General features: G+C 68.7%; 17 protein-coding genes. 9 read left to right on the forward strand and 8 right to left on the reverse strand.

What is annotated here, in order from left to right; all coding sequences use genetic code 11:
• Positions 1–7: 7 nt before the first annotated feature.
• The 5 genes from ACQEU1_RS09470 to ACQEU1_RS09490 are packed head-to-tail and all read right to left on the reverse strand — an operon-like array spanning position 8 to position 4,741.
• A complete protein-coding gene (locus ACQEU1_RS09470; RefSeq protein WP_433198404.1) occupies positions 8–940 on the reverse strand; it encodes an ABC transporter substrate-binding protein in 933 nt (310 codons plus the stop codon).
• Between the two features lie 15 nt (positions 941–955).
• A complete protein-coding gene (locus tag ACQEU1_RS09475) occupies positions 956–1,678 on the reverse strand; it encodes an amino acid ABC transporter ATP-binding protein (RefSeq protein ID WP_433198406.1) in 723 nt (240 codons plus the stop codon).
• Complete coding sequence (locus ACQEU1_RS09480) at positions 1,675–2,547, reverse strand: amino acid ABC transporter permease (protein ID WP_433198408.1); 873 nt, start codon at positions 2,545–2,547, stop codon at positions 1,675–1,677. The genes ACQEU1_RS09475 and ACQEU1_RS09480 overlap by 4 nt, the downstream gene beginning before the upstream one ends.
• 58 nt (positions 2,548–2,605) lie before the next feature.
• Positions 2,606–3,877 carry an LLM class flavin-dependent oxidoreductase gene (locus ACQEU1_RS09485; protein ID WP_433198410.1) on the reverse strand — a complete coding sequence of 424 codons (1,272 nt, stop codon included), beginning with the start codon at positions 3,875–3,877 and terminating at the stop codon, positions 2,606–2,608.
• 12 nt (positions 3,878–3,889) lie between these two features.
• Positions 3,890–4,741, reverse strand: a complete 852-nt coding sequence (locus ACQEU1_RS09490; RefSeq protein WP_433198412.1) for an LLM class flavin-dependent oxidoreductase — start codon at positions 4,739–4,741, stop codon at positions 3,890–3,892.
• Between the two features lie 177 nt (positions 4,742–4,918).
• Between ACQEU1_RS09490 and ACQEU1_RS09495 the strand changes: the two genes are divergently transcribed.
• The 6 genes from ACQEU1_RS09495 to ACQEU1_RS09520 all read left to right on the forward strand — a co-directional run bounded on the left by ACQEU1_RS09495 (position 4,919) and on the right by ACQEU1_RS09520 (position 9,277).
• Positions 4,919–5,920 (forward strand): DUF6745 domain-containing protein, encoded by a 1,002-nt coding sequence (locus ACQEU1_RS09495; RefSeq protein ID WP_433198414.1) that lies wholly within the window; start codon positions 4,919–4,921, stop codon positions 5,918–5,920.
• A 5-nt stretch (positions 5,921–5,925) separates the two neighbouring features.
• Positions 5,926–6,318 (forward strand): hypothetical protein, encoded by a 393-nt coding sequence (locus ACQEU1_RS09500; RefSeq protein ID WP_433198416.1) that lies wholly within the window; start codon positions 5,926–5,928, stop codon positions 6,316–6,318.
• Positions 6,319–6,359: 41 nt separating this feature from the next.
• Positions 6,360–6,740, forward strand: coding sequence for a MerR family transcriptional regulator (locus ACQEU1_RS09505; RefSeq protein WP_433198418.1), 381 nt, complete (start codon positions 6,360–6,362; stop codon positions 6,738–6,740).
• Positions 6,731–7,039: a thioredoxin gene (trxA, locus tag ACQEU1_RS09510; protein ID WP_433198420.1), complete on the forward strand. Its 309-nt coding sequence runs from the start codon at positions 6,731–6,733 to the stop codon at positions 7,037–7,039. Before ACQEU1_RS09505 ends, trxA begins: the two co-directional genes overlap by 10 nt.
• 19 nt (positions 7,040–7,058) lie before the next feature.
• Positions 7,059–8,642, forward strand: a complete 1,584-nt coding sequence (locus ACQEU1_RS09515; protein WP_433198422.1) for a Na+/H+ antiporter — start codon at positions 7,059–7,061, stop codon at positions 8,640–8,642.
• 68 nt (positions 8,643–8,710) lie between these two features.
• A complete protein-coding gene (locus ACQEU1_RS09520; RefSeq protein WP_433198424.1) occupies positions 8,711–9,277 on the forward strand; it encodes a dihydrofolate reductase family protein in 567 nt (188 codons plus the stop codon).
• Here ACQEU1_RS09520 and ACQEU1_RS09525 read toward each other — a convergent pair.
• Genes ACQEU1_RS09525 through ACQEU1_RS09535 form a run of 3 tightly spaced genes read right to left on the reverse strand, consistent with a single transcriptional unit; the run spans position 9,270 to position 11,903 of the window.
• Positions 9,270–10,847, reverse strand: a complete 1,578-nt coding sequence (locus ACQEU1_RS09525) for a hypothetical protein (RefSeq protein WP_433198426.1) — start codon at positions 10,845–10,847, stop codon at positions 9,270–9,272. The two genes, ACQEU1_RS09520 and ACQEU1_RS09525, sit on opposite strands and share 8 nt — an antisense overlap.
• 59 nt (positions 10,848–10,906) lie before the next feature.
• A complete protein-coding gene (locus tag ACQEU1_RS09530) occupies positions 10,907–11,140 on the reverse strand; it encodes a DUF397 domain-containing protein (RefSeq protein WP_433198428.1) in 234 nt (77 codons plus the stop codon).
• Entirely contained in the window at positions 11,055–11,903 is an 849-nt protein-coding gene (locus ACQEU1_RS09535) for a helix-turn-helix domain-containing protein (protein WP_433198430.1), read from the reverse strand. The genes ACQEU1_RS09530 and ACQEU1_RS09535 overlap by 86 nt, the downstream gene beginning before the upstream one ends.
• 130 nt (positions 11,904–12,033) lie before the next feature.
• Here ACQEU1_RS09535 and ACQEU1_RS09540 point away from each other — a divergent pair, with 130 nt between their 5' ends.
• The 3 genes from ACQEU1_RS09540 to ACQEU1_RS09550 are packed head-to-tail and all read left to right on the forward strand — an operon-like array spanning position 12,034 to position 15,040.
• Entirely contained in the window at positions 12,034–13,176 is a 1,143-nt protein-coding gene (locus tag ACQEU1_RS09540; RefSeq protein WP_433198432.1) for an efflux RND transporter periplasmic adaptor subunit, read from the forward strand.
• Entirely contained in the window at positions 13,173–13,853 is a 681-nt protein-coding gene (locus tag ACQEU1_RS09545; RefSeq protein ID WP_433198434.1) for an ABC transporter ATP-binding protein, read from the forward strand. Before ACQEU1_RS09540 ends, ACQEU1_RS09545 begins: the two co-directional genes overlap by 4 nt.
• Positions 13,850–15,040, forward strand: a complete 1,191-nt coding sequence (locus ACQEU1_RS09550; protein ID WP_433198436.1) for an ABC transporter permease — start codon at positions 13,850–13,852, stop codon at positions 15,038–15,040. Before ACQEU1_RS09545 ends, ACQEU1_RS09550 begins: the two co-directional genes overlap by 4 nt.
• The last annotated feature ends 5 nt before the right edge of the window (positions 15,041–15,045 follow it).

Consider the following 15,045-nt stretch of genomic DNA (forward strand, 5'->3'; position numbering starts at 1 on the left):
ATCCCCCTCAGGATTTCGGCAGGCCCTGCGGATTGATCTCCGACGTCGGCACGGCCTCGTCGGACAGGCCCCAGCGCTTCAGCACCTCGGCGTACTTGCCGTTGGCGATCAGCTGGTTCAGCGCCTCCTGCACCGGGCCCACCAGACCGCTGTCCTTCTTCGTGGTGGCGGCGATCTTGCCCTGGACGGCGGCGCCGCCGGAGAAGTTGCCGATCACCTCGGTCTCACCGGAGGTCGCCGCGTGGTACGCCGAGGTCGGGTTCGGGCCGAGGTAGGCGTCGATGCGGCCGGACTGCAGCGCCAGGTAGTAGTCCGACGAGTTCTGGAAGTACTTGATGTCGGTGGCCTTCAGCCCCGCGGCGACGTTCGCCGTGCTCCAGTCGACGAGGATCTTCTCCTGGTTGGTCCCGGAGGTCACGGCGATGACCTTGCCCGCCACGTCCTTGGGCTCCTCGACCTTCCAGGTGCCGCCCTTCTTCGCCTCGAACGCCAGGGTGTCGAGGCGGTAGGTGGCGAAGTCGTACTTCTCCTTGCGCGCCTCGGTCACGGTGATGTTGGAGAGCCCGAGGTCGTAGGCGCCGCTGTCGAGGCCCACGAACAGGTTCTCCCACGACGACACCTCCAGCCGAGCCTTCAGCCCGAGCGTGTCGGCCACCAGGGACGCGATGTCGGTCTCGACGCCGATCACCGTCTTGTCGTCGGTGGCGTAGAACCGCAGTGGTGGCGCTGTGCCGGCGGACCCGCCGATGGTCAGCTCACCCTTGGTTCTGAACTTCTCCGGCACCTTGGCGGCGATCTTGTCGTCCTTGGCGGCCGTGACCCGCTTCTGGTCCGGGCCGAGGTTCACGCTCAGGCCGGCGACCTCGACGGGCTCTTCACCACCGGCCGTGCCACACGCGGCCAGACCGAACGCCAGCACGGCGAGAAGTACTTTGCGCACAACGAACTCCTTTGATCAAAGAACCTTGGACAGGAAAGCGCGGGTGCGCTCGTGGACGGGGTGGTCGAGCAGCTCGGCGGGTGGTCCCTCTTCGACGATCACGCCCTCGTCCATGAACACGATCCGGTCGGCCACCTCGCGGGCGAAGCCGACCTCGTGCGTGACGACGACCATCGTGGTGCCGGACCGGGCAAGGTCGCGCAGCACGTCCAGCACCTCTCCGACCAGTTCGGGGTCCAGAGCAGAGGTCGGTTCGTCGAACAGCACGACCTTCGGGCGGGTGGCCAGCGCGCGAGCGATCGCGACGCGTTGCTGCTGGCCGCCGGAGAGCTGCCGGGGGTAGGCGTCGGCCTTGTCGGCGAGCCCGACCCGTTCGAGGAAGTGGCGGGCGTCGAGCAACGCCGCGACCTCGGCGACGTTCTCCAGCGCCGTCAGGTGCGGGAAGAGGTTGAAGTTCTGGAACACGAACCCGATGTCCTTGCGCTGCTTGAGGATCTCGCGTTCCTTCAGCTCGTGCAGCTTGCCGCCCCGCCGCCGGTAGCCGATCAGGTCGCCGTCGATCGTGATGTACCCGCGGTCGACCTTCTCCAGGTGGTTGATCGTGCGCAGCAACGTCGACTTGCCGGAGCCGGACGGCCCGAGCACCACCACGACCTCCCCCGCCGCGACCTCCAGCGACACCCCGCGCAGGACCTCGAGCGGCCCGAAGCTCTTGTGCACGCCCAGAACCTCGATCACCGGCGGTCTCCTCGCGCGAAGTAGCGCTCGACGTAGTGCTGGCCGATCGAGAGCAGAGTGGTCAGGATGATGTACCAAACGGTCGCGACCATCAGCAGCGCGACGACCCGCGCGTTGCGGCCGTAGATCACCTGCACCTGGTAGAAGAGCTCGCCGATCGCCATCACGGACACCACGGACGTGCCCTTGAAGAGGCTGATCACCTCGTTGGCCGCGTTGGGCAGGATCGACCGCATCGCCTGGGGCAGCACGATCCTGCGGAACTGCCGCGACCGCGGGATGCCCAGCGCGGCCGCCGCCTCCAGCTGCCCGCGCTCCACCGAGATCACGCCGGACCGCACGATCTCCGCCGCGTAGGCCGCCTGGTGCAGCGCGAGCCCGAGGATCGCCGCGCCCATCGGGCTGATCAGCGAGATCGTCTCGAAGCTCACGAACTCCGGCCCGAACGGGATGCCGAGCGAAAGCCGTTGGTACAGATAGGAGATGTTGAACCAGAACAGCAGCTGCACGATCAACGGGATCGACCGGAACGCCCAGATGTACGTCCAGCCGACCGCACTCAAGAACGGGCTCTTCGACATCCGCAGCACCGCGACCACGATGCCCAGGGCGAACCCCAGCGCGGTACCGGCGACGGTCAGCACGATGGTCGTGCCGACCGCCGTCAGGATCGACTGGGCGGTGAAGTACCGCGCGAACGTCGGCCAGTCCCACGCGGGGTTCGTGACCAGGCCGTGCACGAACTGCGCGGCGAGCACCAGCACGAACGCCACGCCGACCCACCGCCACGGGTGGCGGGCCGGCACGACCGGTGAGGAGGAGAGATCATCGTCCTTTGTGGACGGCTTCGTCAGCGTGCCAGAGCTCATGCCGGTGACGTTATGTACCAACGAACCTGGTGAACAAGGGCGTCCACAGGCTGAACAACTATCGGATACCGAGATGCTCCCTCAGCGTCGGACCTGAGTACTCGGACCGGAAGACACCGCGCTCCTGCAGCAACGGCACGACGGTGTCCGCGAACTCGTCGAGCCCGCCCGGCGTCACGTGCGGCACCAAGATGAACCCGTCCGCCGCGTCCTGCTGCACCAGGTCGTCGATCTGCGTGGCGACGCTGTCCGCCGACCCGACGAACGTCTGCCGCGCGCTCACGTCGATCACGAGGTCCCTGATCGACAGGTTCTTCGCCGCGGCCTTCTCCCGCCACTCCCGCACGGTCCGAGCCGGGTCCTTGAACATCCGCACGCTCGCCCGTCCGCGAGCGATGGTGTTCTCCCCCGCCAACGGCTCGACCTCGGGCAGCGGCCCGTCCGGGTCGTACGCGCTGAGGTCGCGGTTCCAAACCTGCTCCAGGAACCGGATCGCGGTCGCCCCGCTGACCTGCTGCCGCCGCACGACAGCGGCCTTCTCCTGCGCGTCGGCGTCCGTGTCGCCGAGCACGAACGTGGCCGCGGGCAGCACCACCAGCTGGTCGTACGTGCGCCCGTACTTCGCCAGCCTGCCTTTCACGTCGCGGTAGAACTTCTGCCCGGCCTCCAGCGTGCCGTGCCGGGAGAAGATCGCGTCGGCGGTGGCCGCGGCGAACTCCCGCCCCTCCTCCGAGTCCCCGGCCTGCAAGATCACCGGACGGCCCTGAGGCGAGCGCGGCACCCCGAACGTGCCGCTGATGTCGAAGTGCTCGTCGGTGTGCGAGAACGGCCCCACGCCGGTGTCGAAGAGCTTCCAGGCCGTGCGCAGGAACGACTCCGCCCGGCTGTACCGGTCTTCCTGCTTCAAAAATCCGCCGCGCCGGAAGTTCTCGCCGGTGAACGCGTCCCACGACGTCACGACGTTCCAGGCCGCCCGACCGTCCGACAGGTGGTCCAGCGAGGCGAACTGCCGAGCCACCTCGTAGGGCTCGTTGAACGTCGAGTTGATCGTGCCGGCGAGCCCCAGCCGTGACGTCACGGCGGCCAGCGCGGCGAGCACGGTGAACGTGTCCGGCCGACCGACGACGTCGAGGTCGTAGATCTGTCCGCCCTGCTCGCGCAGTCGCAGCCCCTCGGCCAGGAAGAAGAAGTCGAACTTCGCCCGTTCGGCCGTCCGTGCCAAGTGGACGAACGAGTCGAACTCGATGTGGCTGCCCGCCTGGGGATCGCTCCACACCGTCGTGTTGTTCACGCCGGGGAAGTGCGCGGCGAGGTGGATCTGCTTGGTCATCTCGGCGCTCCTCTAGGCGAACTGGTTGGCGGGCCGCGCGAGACCGAGCCGGCCGCGCAACGTGGTTTCCTCGTACGACGTGCGGAACAGCCCGCGCTCGCGCAGCTCAGGCACCAGCTCGCGGGTGATCCGGCGCAGGTCGCCGTGCAGCCGGAAGCCCGCGAACCCCTCCGCGTGCCAGGCGGCGAACTGGCCGGCGGACGCGGAAGCGTCGGCGTCTCGGAACACGAGCCTGTCGGGCACCGAGGGATCGTCACCGAACACGATGTCCCCCAACGGTTCGGAGGCGGCGATCAGCGGGTGCCCCTGCGGCGGGTGTGGCGTGATCGACGGCCCGCGCACGGAGAACCACCGGCCCTCGAAGTCGATGTAGTGCAGCTTCTCCCGGTCGACGAACCGCCCGGTGGCCTCGTCGCGGATCTCCGCGTCGTCCTCCCAGCTGTCCCACAGCCGGCGCAGCACCTCGGCGTAGTCGCGCGCCTCCTCCCACAGCTCGGGTTCAGGACCGACGCCACGACGCCCGAAATGCCGCGCATCGGCCGGATCCGGTGCCACGACCAGTTCCACGCCGGCCCGGCCGCGACTCACGTAGTCGAGCGTCGCGATCGCCTTCGACAGGTGGAACGGCTCGGTGTGCGTCACGACCGCCGTCGGCACCAGGCCGACGTGCGTGGTCAGCGGTGCGACGCGCGCGGCCGTGAGCACGGCGTCGAGTCCGGGTGCTCCGCCGAGCGAGTCGCCGAACGTGACGAAGTCGAGCGTGCCGTGCTCGGCCTCGCGCACGAGATCGGCCCAATGCGTTGCGGTGAAAGCTTCCTCGCCGGTCGCGTGGAGTGCGGCGGCCAGATGCAGTCGGGTGCCCACCGGTTCCCCTCTCGTCGTTTGTTCGCATTCTGGGCACGACGAGAACGCCCGCGCTGGGACGGCCACAGGGTGGGACACCTTGCCAGGACGGGAATTTTTTCGTGGTTGCCAATCACGGCCCGTTGGTGTCACGATCTTCCGCATGACGATCCGAAAGGGCGGTAACGCCCTCGCGCTGTGAGCGCACCGGGCGGGCTCGAGGCCCGCTCCATCGAAGTTCCCCAGCGAGGCGTTGACTGGCTCGCCCACGCGCTGAGCACCGCACCCGCTGATCGCCCGGCGGCCGAAGAGGCCGTGGCGTCGCTGTACGCGTCCGTCGGCAGGCCGCCGCCGGAGTTCGTCTGGGTGCGCTCCCCCGCTGAAGCGGCGACGCTGTTGCCCGTCGGCAAGATCGTCCGCAACGACGACTGGCAGACGGTCGAGGCGCAGATCGCGGCCCAGGTCTCGGACCTGCGCTTCCGGCTGGGCAGGCGGTCCGAGTGGCAGGGCGCCGTCAGCGCACTGCGCCGGGTCGTCAGAGAAGGCCTGGTCCGCGCCATCAACTCCACCCTGCCGGGCTCACTCGGTGTGGGCTGGGCAGGCCAGCACGAGGCCGACTGGCTGGCCGAACTCGCCGCACCCGGCAACCGCTTCGACCTCGCGCTGCTCGCTGCGTGGCAGTCGCTCACCCGCACGACCGGGTGGTGGTGGCCGCGCGAGGGCCGCTGCGTGATGTCCGACCGTCCGACGACCATCCACACCGACGTGAACTCGTTGCCGCACAACGACAACGGCCCCGCGATCACGTTCGCCGACGGCACCGGCGTCCACGCGTGGCACGGACAGACCGTGCCGCGCTGGGTGATCGAGGAACCGGACGTCGTGCGGATCCTGACCGAACCCAGCATCGAGGTCCGGTTCTGCGCCGCGGAACGCCTCGGCTGGGAGAACTACGTCGAGCAGGCCCAGCCACCGCTCATCGGCTCCGTGCCCGACCCCGGCAACCCGGGCTTCGACCTGCGCCTCTACGACCTGTGGGACCAGATCAACCTGCTGCTCGTCGTGAACGGCTCGGTCGAACGCGACGGCACCCGCCGCCGCTACGGCCTGCGGACCTGGATGCGCGACCCGCTCGAAGCCGCCGCGGCGACCTACGGCCTGCGGCCGGACCAGTACGCACAACTACTACGCCGTACCTAAAACACATGAACCTCGCAGAACTCGTCGACCGCACGAACGTCGACACGCTCGACCACCTCGAGCGCCAGGCCACCGTCCCCGTCGTCGACGGCCTCCAGGCCCAGGGCGACCTGATCGTCATCCCCTTCGACCTGCTCGACCCACCACCGTTCACCGAGGCCAGAACCCTGGTGCCGCCCGAGGGCGTGCACCTGGTGGCCGCGCTCAACGGTGCCAACCCGCACGTCCTCGTCGCCGACCCCGGTACCTGCCGGTGGGCCGCGGAACGCGACGCGACCGTCATCCAGAACACCTCACCGGCCTACCTGTTGCACCCCGAGCACGGCGGCACCGGCATCGCGCCCGGCCGCTGGCTCATCCGGCGGCAGTGGTCGGCGATCGGGCTCGTCGCGGACTGACGTTTGCCTTGACGTGAACGTCAAGGTCTAGCGTCGGGTCCATGAGGATCGGCGAACTGGCCAAGCGAGCCGGCACCACCACGCGTGCGCTGCGCTTCTACGAGTCCCAAGGGCTCCTGGAGGCGCAGCGCACGTCGAACGGCTACCGCGAGTACGGCGACCACGACCTGCGACTGGTGCGCGAGATCCAGTCGCTGCAGGCGGTCGGACTGTCCCTGGAGGACACCCGGCCGTTCGTCGCCTGCCTGCGCGCGGGGCACGAGTCCGGTGACTCCTGCCCCGACTCGCGGGAGGTCTACCGGCGCAAGCTCGCCGAGGTGGACGCCTGCCTGGAACGCCTCGGCGTCGTCAGGGAGTTCCTGCTGGCCAGGCTCGCCTTCCAGGACCCGTGCGCAGTACCCGAGGAGACCCGATGCACCTGACCGACGCCACGTTCGCAGACCAGACCAGGACCGGCACCGTGCTCGTGGAGTTCTGGGCGCAGTGGTGCGGGCCGTGCCACATGCTGTCCCCCGTGCTGGACGAGATCGACCGCGAACGCGACGACCTCACCGTCCTGAAGATCAACGCCGACGAGAACACCGCCACCGCACGCGACTTCCAGGTCATGTCGCTGCCGACGATGCTGCTGTTCCGCGACGGCGTGCCGATCCGCCAGATCGTGGGAGCGCGCCCCAAGTCCCGCCTGCTGGCCGAGCTGGATGACGCACTCCGCGCCTGACCGGCCTATCTTTTAGCGCATGCTCGGTCTCGAACTCGTAGTGGTGCTGGGCGTGTGCATCCTCGCGAGCAGCGTCGTGTCCGGACGGCTGCGCGTCGCCGCACCCGTCCTGCTGGTGGTGTGCGGCGCGGTGCTCGGCTTCGTGCCCGCCCTCGAAGAGGTCAGCCTGCCGCCGGAGGCGATGCTGCTGATCTTCCTGCCGGCGTTGCTCTACTGGGAGAGCCTCAACACCTCGCTGCGGGAGATCCGCAGCAACCTGCGCCCGATCGTGCTGCTCAGCACGTTGCTCGTGCTCGCGACGGCCGCGGCGGTGGCGTCGGTCGCCCACGCCCTGGGCCTCGACTGGGGTCCGGCGTGGGTGCTCGGCGCGGCGCTCGCCCCGACCGACGCGACCGCCGTGTCGGCCATCGCCCGTGGCATGCCCCGCCGGACCACGACCATCCTGCGCGCCGAGTCGCTGATCAACGACGGCACCGCCCTGGTGATCTACGCGATCGCGGTCGCCATCACCGTCGGCGAGCAGGAGTTCAGCACCGGCCGCGTAGGTCTTCAGCTGCTGCTGTCGTACGCCGGTGGCGCGGTGGCCGGGTTGATCGTCGCCTGGCTCGCGGTGCAGGTCCGCAAACGGCTCGACAGCCCGTTGCACGAGAGCGTGGTCAGCATCCTGACCCCGTTCGCGGCGTTCCTGCTGGCAGAGACGGTGCACGGGTCCGGTGTGATCGCCGTGGTGACGTGCGGCCTGACGCTGGCACGAGTCGGTCCCCGGATCGTGCGCGCCGACACACGCCAGGTCAGCTACGCGTTCTGGGGCATCGCGACGTTCGTGCTGAACGGTGCCCTGTTCGTCCTGATCGGACTCCAGGCGCACAGTGCGCTTCGGTCGCTGGACGGCTCGCAGACGCTCGCGACGTTCGGCGCGATCGGCCTGGTGTCGCTGACCGTGGCCGGGACGCGGTTGTTGTGGAGCTACACGACCCCGTACGTGATCCGCGCTCTGGACCGCCGTCCACAGCAACGGTTGCGCCGCGTAGGCGCTCGGCAACGGCTGGCTTCGTCGGCCGCCGGTTTCCGCGGGGCCGTGTCGCTGGCCGCCGCCCTGGCCGTGCCGGAGACGGTGGTCGGCGGCGGGCCGTTCCCGTTCCGCGAGGAGATCATCCTCATCACGTCCGGTGTCGTGGTGCTGACGCTGATCGTGCAGTCGATGCTGCTCCCGGCGATCATCCGGTTCTCCCAGCTGCCCGAGGACACCGCGCTGGACGAGGAACTGCGGCTCGCCCAGACGACCGCGTCCGAGGAGGCCTACGAGGCGCTGCCACGCCTGGCCGACAAGGTGGGCGTGTCCGACGTCGTCTACAAGCGGGTGCTGGCCGAGTACGAACACCACCTGGAAGTCGTGCGGGCCAAGGAGGCAGGCGACGAGGAGGTGGCCGCGTCCGAGACCCAGTACGCGGCGTTGCGGCTGGAGCTGATCGCGCACAAGCGGGCGACCGTCGTGCGGCTGCGCGACGAGGCCGCCATCGACGACATCGTGCTGCGGACCATCCAGCGCAAGCTGGACGTCGAGGAGGTGCGGCTCGCGCGCCGCGAGGTCGAAGAGGACTGAGGACCGATGAGTTCTGCGCGGCGCGCCGGTCTACCCGTCGCAGACGACCGGACGGAAGGATGCCGCGCATGCGGAAACTGATCTACGGCATGAACCTGAGCCTCGACGGCTACGTCGCCACGCCCGATGGCGACACCAACTGGGGCGGCGGCAACGCCGAGCTGTTCGAGTTCTGGCTCGAACAGGAGCAGGGGATCGAGACCTTCCTCTACGGGCGCGGCCTGTGGGAGACGATGAGCTCCTACTGGCCGACCGGTGACGAGCAGCCCGGCGCGACCCCGGCGCACGTCGCGTTCGCGCGGAACTGGCGGGACACGCCGAAGGTCGTGTTCTCCTCCAAGCCGATCGACGACCCGCGGTGGAACACCCGCGTGGTCACCGGCGACGCGATCGAGGAGATCACCCGTCTCAAGGCCGAGGACGGCGGGCCGATGCGGGTCGGCGGTGCGACGCTGGCCGGCGCGGCGATGCGCGCCGGGCTGGTCGACGAGTACGAGGTCGTCACGCATCCGGTGCTGCTGGGCGCCGGCGCGCCGTTCTACAGCGCGCTCGACGACCGGGTCCAGCTGGAGCTGGTCGAGACGCGGACGTTCGCCGGTGGCGTCGTCCTGACCAGGTACTCGGTCGCTAGCTGACCAGCGACAGGCCCCTGCGCACCGGCTGGGGCTCGGCGGCGGGCGTGGCCGAGGGGATCTCGACCTCCTCGCCGCCGATCTCGCGGGTGATCCACGCCCCCGACTCGACCATGACCTTCAGGGTGCGGGTGTCGAGGGCGTTGACGCGGCCGTAGTACCACTCATCGGTGGCGAGCGGGCCCATCCGGTCGCCCATCCGCTTCTTGATCTCGATCACGCGCTCGAACAGCGTCTGCACGAGGGCGGCTCGGTCGCACGGGCCGTGCAGGCCGTCGCGGATGCGGTCCTCGATGCCGCGCGGGGTGCCCTCGGCGTCGGGCATGAGCATGGTGGTCCAGGCGCGCGACTTCTCGCGGTACTGCAGCTGCTGCATGATGCCCTCGTGCTGGGCGAAGTCGGCGGCGCGGAAGGGCTTGCCGTTCCAGCGCTTCTGCAGGTTCACGGCCAGTGAGAGCGCGCTCTTGAGGCCCGTGTTGAGGCCGCGGCCCGGCCAGAAGTGCAGCGAGTTCGCGGCGTCGCCGAGCAGGAAGCCGAACGTCGACGGCGCCAGCTGCGCGGTGAACTTCGACATCTGCTGCATGCCGAGCGTGAACGAGTTGATGCCGACGACGTCCGCGACACCCACGCCGAAGAACCGCAGGCCGTCGAGGATCCGCGGCCACAGGTAGGAGAGCTTGTCGACGGACGGCTTGAACACCGCGCGGTGCTTGTCGCACACGAACCGGCCGTTGGTGGAAGGCCGCATGGTGCACCCGAACTTGCCGATGCACGACACGGGACCGCTCTCCCCGAGCGCGACGATCTCCGACGCCTCCTCGGCGGTCAGGCGCATGTTGATGAAGCCGCCGCCCATCGAGTTGAACAGGAACCTGTTCTGCGCCACCGTCAACGGCACGGTGTGCTCGTCCGGCGACTTGGCGGTGACGCGGATGCCCAGCACGCGCTCGTCCAGCGGCGAACCGTCCACTGAGAACAGTTCCCGGCTCGGCGTGCCGAACTGGTCCTTGAACGCCTCGCGGGTGGCGGAACGGGCGCCATCCGCGATCGCGAGGACGTGCTGACCGTCGAACTTCGCCGGAGGGGTGTAGGCGTCGGCGACGAGCTCGATGCCGTAGACGTCCTGCGCCATGTCCAGCAGCGCGTCCTCGATCCAGCGGATCTTGATGTTGCGCGGCCGGCCCTTGGAAGCTGGGGAGTCCGGGCCGAGCGGCCACATCTCGGAGAACTTGCCGGGCGCGAACAACCGGTTCTGCACGGCGAGGGGAAGCGCCGCCCACACGTTGCTCTGCAGCGTCACGACCTGCTCGCGCCGGTTGTTGCCGTCCGACAGGCCCTTCCACACGATCCGGCTGCCCGCGCGCTTCCAGCGACGGTCGTGCACCCGGATCTGGACGCCGTCGCCCAGCTGCGCCTTGAGGGTGCAGGCGAAGGCGAGACCGACCGGCCCGCCACCGGCGACGTCCACCCGCAGCGGGGCGTTCCGACGCATCGGCGTCACTCGGCTGCCCTGCTTCGGCAGCAGCAGAGTCGGGCCGCACTGGCCGATCAACACCGTCTTCTCGTCAGCCATGGCCCTTGTCCCCTCGTTCCCGTTCGACAGCGGGTACACGTGGTGGATCGGGCAACGGTTCAACGAGTTTTGAGGAAACTTTCCCAGGCGGTTGAACCGAAGGTCAGGACACCTCCGGCGGGGTTCTTGGAGTCACGCACCAGAGCCACCGACGACAACGACACCTCGACGCAGTTGTCGTCCTCGGTCGCACCGCTGTAGCTGCTCTTACGCCAGACGCGGGCCTCGCTCATTGAGTTCCTCTCGCGGTCGGCCGACGTAGTCCGCCAGCACCTTCCGCGATTCTTCCTCATCGAGAGCCACCTCGGCCAAGCGATCGAACAGCAGTCGGGTGCGCGCGATGGCCGCCGGGTCCTGCACGAACACCTTCGCCAGATCGGTCGAGGTGAACGCCACCGGCATCGCCTTGTCGAACTCCCACAACACACAACTGGTGGCCACCAGCCTTGCCGACGCCGGCACGATCCGGATCCTGGGCGCGCCGAACAGCAGCTTGGCGTACTGGTCCTGCATGACCTGCGCGTCGCCGACCTGCGTGTGCAACGCGTGCTCGTGCACGTAGAACAGGCACTCCGGCCGGTCGTGCCGGTTCAGGATCGCCTGGCGGTCGATCCGGCACTTCACCACCGCCGGGATGCGCTCCTCGACGATGTACCCGCCCATTCGGTACAGGCTGTCGGCGTACTCCGGCGTCTGCGACAAGCCAGGAATCGCCTGCGTGTCGTAGCTCGTGACCGTCAGCGCGGTCGCCTCGGCCATCGCCAGCGTCTTGAGGTTGTCCGAGACCTGGACGATGTACTCCTCAAAGGCGTTCCTGAACCTGCGCTTGAAGTCTTCGAAGAAGTCGATGTCCTTGCCCAGCATGGACAGGTACTGGACGAGGTCGATCTCGCTGGGGCGGTACTTGCCGTTCTCCAGGGTGGAGACCTTGCTCGGGTCCCACCCCAGCTTGACCGCGAAGGCGGCGCCGGTGAGATCGGTGGACTTCTCGCGCACTTTGCGGAGCTCTTCGCCCAGGTCCCGGCTGTACGCGGTGGATGGTGTGCTGGTGGCCATTCCTCGACCGTAGGGGTTGCTCGAAAAGCAACAAGGGGCTCATTCGGGTGAAAACGGTCAGGCTGATCTTCAGCTCGTTGCCAGGAAACTCGCAGCCCCGACACAGCTTGGCGGACGACGATCCCGAGCCATGACTCGACGTCGCAGATCCTTGGTGATCAACGGACTGCTGGTGGTGGTGCTCCTCGGTGCCGGTGTGGCCGGTTACCTGGTGTTCTTCGGTTCCTCCGGCAGTGCCCAGTCCGCCACCTCCACCCGCACGGCCGCTGCCGCGAACCGCGACGTCAGCGAGGTGGTGACGGCGTCCGGAACCGTCCAGAGCTCCTACAGCGCCGCGGCCTCGTTCGGTGCGAGCGGCACGGTCACCGAGATCAACGTCAAGGTCGGCGACGTGGTGACCAAGGGCCAGCAGCTCGCGAAGCTCGACCCGACGCAGGCGCAGTGGCAGGTCGACATCGCGCAGGGCAACCTGAACGCGGCCCTGGAGAAGGGCACGGGCACCAACGCGTTGCTGACGGCCTACCGGCAGACGCAGCTCGCTTTGCAGCAGGCCAAGGACAACCTCGCCGCGACCGTGCTCACGGCGCCCGGTGACGGCACGATCACGTCCGTCACGGGAGCGATCGGGCAGAAGGTCGGCAGTTCCTCGGGCAGCAGCAGCACCGGCTCCACCTCCACGGGTTCGACGTCCAGCGCCACCACCAGCGCGTCCGGGTTCGTGGTCGTCACGGACCTGAAGAACCTCGTGGTGAAGGCGAACGTCTCCGAGTCCGACGTCAGCAAGCTCAAGGCCGACCAGACCGCGACCGTCACGGTGAACGCGATGGCGGGCACGCCGATCCAGGCCAAGGTCACGACCGTCGACCTGACCCCCACCACCGCGAACAACGTCGTGCAGTACGGCGTGAGCCTCGCTCTGACGCAACCGCCCGCCGAGCTGAAGCCGGGGCAGTCGGCGAGCGTCGAGGTGACCGTCGCGTCCGCGACCGGTGTGCTGGCCGTCCCCGCCGCGGCCGTGCAGACGGTGAACGGCGCGAGCTCGGTGGCGGTGCTGGAGAACGGTGCCGAGACGCGCAAGACCGTCGAGATCGGGGTGCGCGGCGACCAGTACGTGGAGATCAAGTCGGGGCTGACGGCGGGTGAGGAAGTGGTTCTCCCGCAAGTTAGTACCTCTAACAACAGCACGAACCGCCAACAGCAGGGCACCGGTCAGTTCCCCGGCACCGGTGGCGGCAACCGCAACGGCGGCGGGTTCACCGGGACCGGTCGATGAGCCCGGTCATCGAGGTCCGGAACCTCCGCAAGACCTACGGCGCGGGTGACACGGCCGTGCACGCGTTGCGGGGTCTCGACCTGACCGTCGAGAAGGGCGAGTACCTCGCGATCATGGGCGCGTCGGGGTCGGGCAAGTCGACGTTGCTGAACATCCTCGGGTGCCTCGACATCGCGTCCTCCGGCCAGTACCTGCTGGACGGGATCGACACGGGCGAGTTCGACGAGGAGCAGCTCTCGTTGCTGCGCAACAGGAAGATCGGGTTCGTCTTCCAGTCGTTCAACTTGGTGCCGCGCACTACGGCACTCGCGAACGTCGAGCTCCCGCTGGTGTACGCGGGAGTTCGGCGTGCCCAACGTCGCGAGCGGGCGCTGGCGGCGCTCGATCTCGTGGGCTTGAAGGACCGCGTGCACCACCGGCCGAACGAGCTTTCCGGTGGCCAGCAACAACGTGTGGCGATCGCGCGGGCTCTCGTCACCTCACCGGCGATCGTGCTGGCGGACGAGCCGACCGGCAACCTGGACACCGAGTCGAGTCGCGAGGTCCTCGGCATCCTCGACCGCCTCAACGCGAGCGGTCGGACGGTCGTGCTGATCACGCACGAGGACGAGGTCGCCGCGCACGCCATGCGCACGGTCCGCGTCGTCGACGGCAGGGTCGCGGGGGTGCTGGTGTGAGGATCTTCGAGATCGCCGCGTTCGCCGTGCGCGGCCTGACCGCCAACAAGATGCGGTCCGGCCTCACCACTCTCGGCATCCTGATCGGCGTCGCGTCGGTGATCATGCTGATCGCGGTCGGCAACGGCGCGTCGAGCGCGGTGGAGCAGAGCATTTCGGGACTCGGCACGAACATCCTGACGATCAGCCCGCAACGCGCCCAGCCCGGCGGCACCGCGAAGCCGCTGACCACGGCCGACGCGGCCGCCCTGGTCGGCCCGGACTCCCCCGACGTCAAGTACGCCTCGCCGGTCGTCTCCGCGCAGGCCACGGCCGCGTACGGCGACACGACCCACGACGTGGGCCAGTTCATCGGCTCCGACCCTCAGTACTTCGCCACCACCAACAGCGCCGTCGCCTCCGGGAACCTGTTCTCCGCCAACGATGTCCAGCAGGCGCGCAAGGTCGTGGTGATCGGCTCGACCGTCGCGACGCAGCTCTTCCCCGGCACCGACCCGGTCGGCAAGTCCGTGCTGGTCAACAACATCCCGTTCACCGTGGTGGGTGTGCTGGCGGCCAAGGGTTCCAGCGGCCTGCAGGACGCCGACGACATCGCGGTCGCACCCCTGTCCACCACGCAGAACGCGCTGACCGGTTACGGCAGCCTGACCCAGATCGTGGTGCAGGCGCAGTCCGCGGACGCGTTGCCGAACGCCCAGGCCCAGGTGACGACCGTGCTGAACGGCCGGCACAAGGTCACCGACACGGCGGACTACCGGATCCTCAGCCAGGACCAGCTCCTGACCGCCCGCACCGCCACGACCGAGACGTTCACCGTGCTGCTGGCGTCCGTGGCGGCGATCTCGTTGCTGGTGGGCGGGATCGGCATCACGAACATCATGCTGGTCACCGTCACCGAGCGGATCCGCGAGATCGGCATCCGCAAGGCCGTGGGCGCACCCCGTTCCTCGATCCTCGGCCAGTTCCTGATCGAGGCGACGCTGCTGAGCCTGTTCGGCGGCTTCCTGGGGGTGGCGGCCGGGGTGGTCGGCAGCCAGTTCACCATCGCCGGCATCCAGCCCGTGATCGTGCCGTCGTCCGTGCTCTTGGCGTTCGCCGTGTCGGCGTTGATCGGCCTGTTCTTCGGCAGCTACCCCGCGTCCCGAGCGGCGAAGCTCCGTCCCATCGAAGCTCTCCGGCACGAATGAGGAGT

The organism is Lentzea sp. CA-135723 (genome assembly GCF_050936595.1).
Lineage (GTDB): Bacteria > Actinomycetota > Actinomycetes > Mycobacteriales > Pseudonocardiaceae > Lentzea.

What these genes read in the sequence shown, in the direction of transcription:
- ACQEU1_RS09545 (WP_433198434.1), top strand. Translation starts at nt 13,173, where the DNA reads ATGAGCCCGGTCATCGAGGTCCGGAACCTCCGCAAGACCTACGGCGCG.
- ACQEU1_RS09480 (WP_433198408.1), bottom strand. Translation starts at nt 2,547, where the DNA reads ATGAGCTCTGGCACGCTGACGAAGCCGTCCACAAAGGACGATGATCTC.
- ACQEU1_RS09535 (WP_433198430.1), bottom strand. Translation starts at nt 11,903, where the DNA reads ATGGCCACCAGCACACCATCCACCGCGTACAGCCGGGACCTGGGCGAA.
- ACQEU1_RS09515 (WP_433198422.1), top strand. Translation starts at nt 7,059, where the DNA reads ATGCTCGGTCTCGAACTCGTAGTGGTGCTGGGCGTGTGCATCCTCGCG.
- ACQEU1_RS09540 (WP_433198432.1), top strand. Translation starts at nt 12,034, where the DNA reads ATGACTCGACGTCGCAGATCCTTGGTGATCAACGGACTGCTGGTGGTG.
- ACQEU1_RS09500 (WP_433198416.1), top strand. Translation starts at nt 5,926, where the DNA reads ATGAACCTCGCAGAACTCGTCGACCGCACGAACGTCGACACGCTCGAC.
- ACQEU1_RS09530 (WP_433198428.1), bottom strand. Translation starts at nt 11,140, where the DNA reads ATGAGGAAGAATCGCGGAAGGTGCTGGCGGACTACGTCGGCCGACCGC.
- ACQEU1_RS09525 (WP_433198426.1), bottom strand. Translation starts at nt 10,847, where the DNA reads ATGGCTGACGAGAAGACGGTGTTGATCGGCCAGTGCGGCCCGACTCTG.
- ACQEU1_RS09520 (WP_433198424.1), top strand. Translation starts at nt 8,711, where the DNA reads ATGCGGAAACTGATCTACGGCATGAACCTGAGCCTCGACGGCTACGTC.
- ACQEU1_RS09505 (WP_433198418.1), top strand. Translation starts at nt 6,360, where the DNA reads ATGAGGATCGGCGAACTGGCCAAGCGAGCCGGCACCACCACGCGTGCG.
- trxA (WP_433198420.1), top strand. Translation starts at nt 6,731, where the DNA reads ATGCACCTGACCGACGCCACGTTCGCAGACCAGACCAGGACCGGCACC.
- ACQEU1_RS09485 (WP_433198410.1), bottom strand. Translation starts at nt 3,877, where the DNA reads ATGACCAAGCAGATCCACCTCGCCGCGCACTTCCCCGGCGTGAACAAC.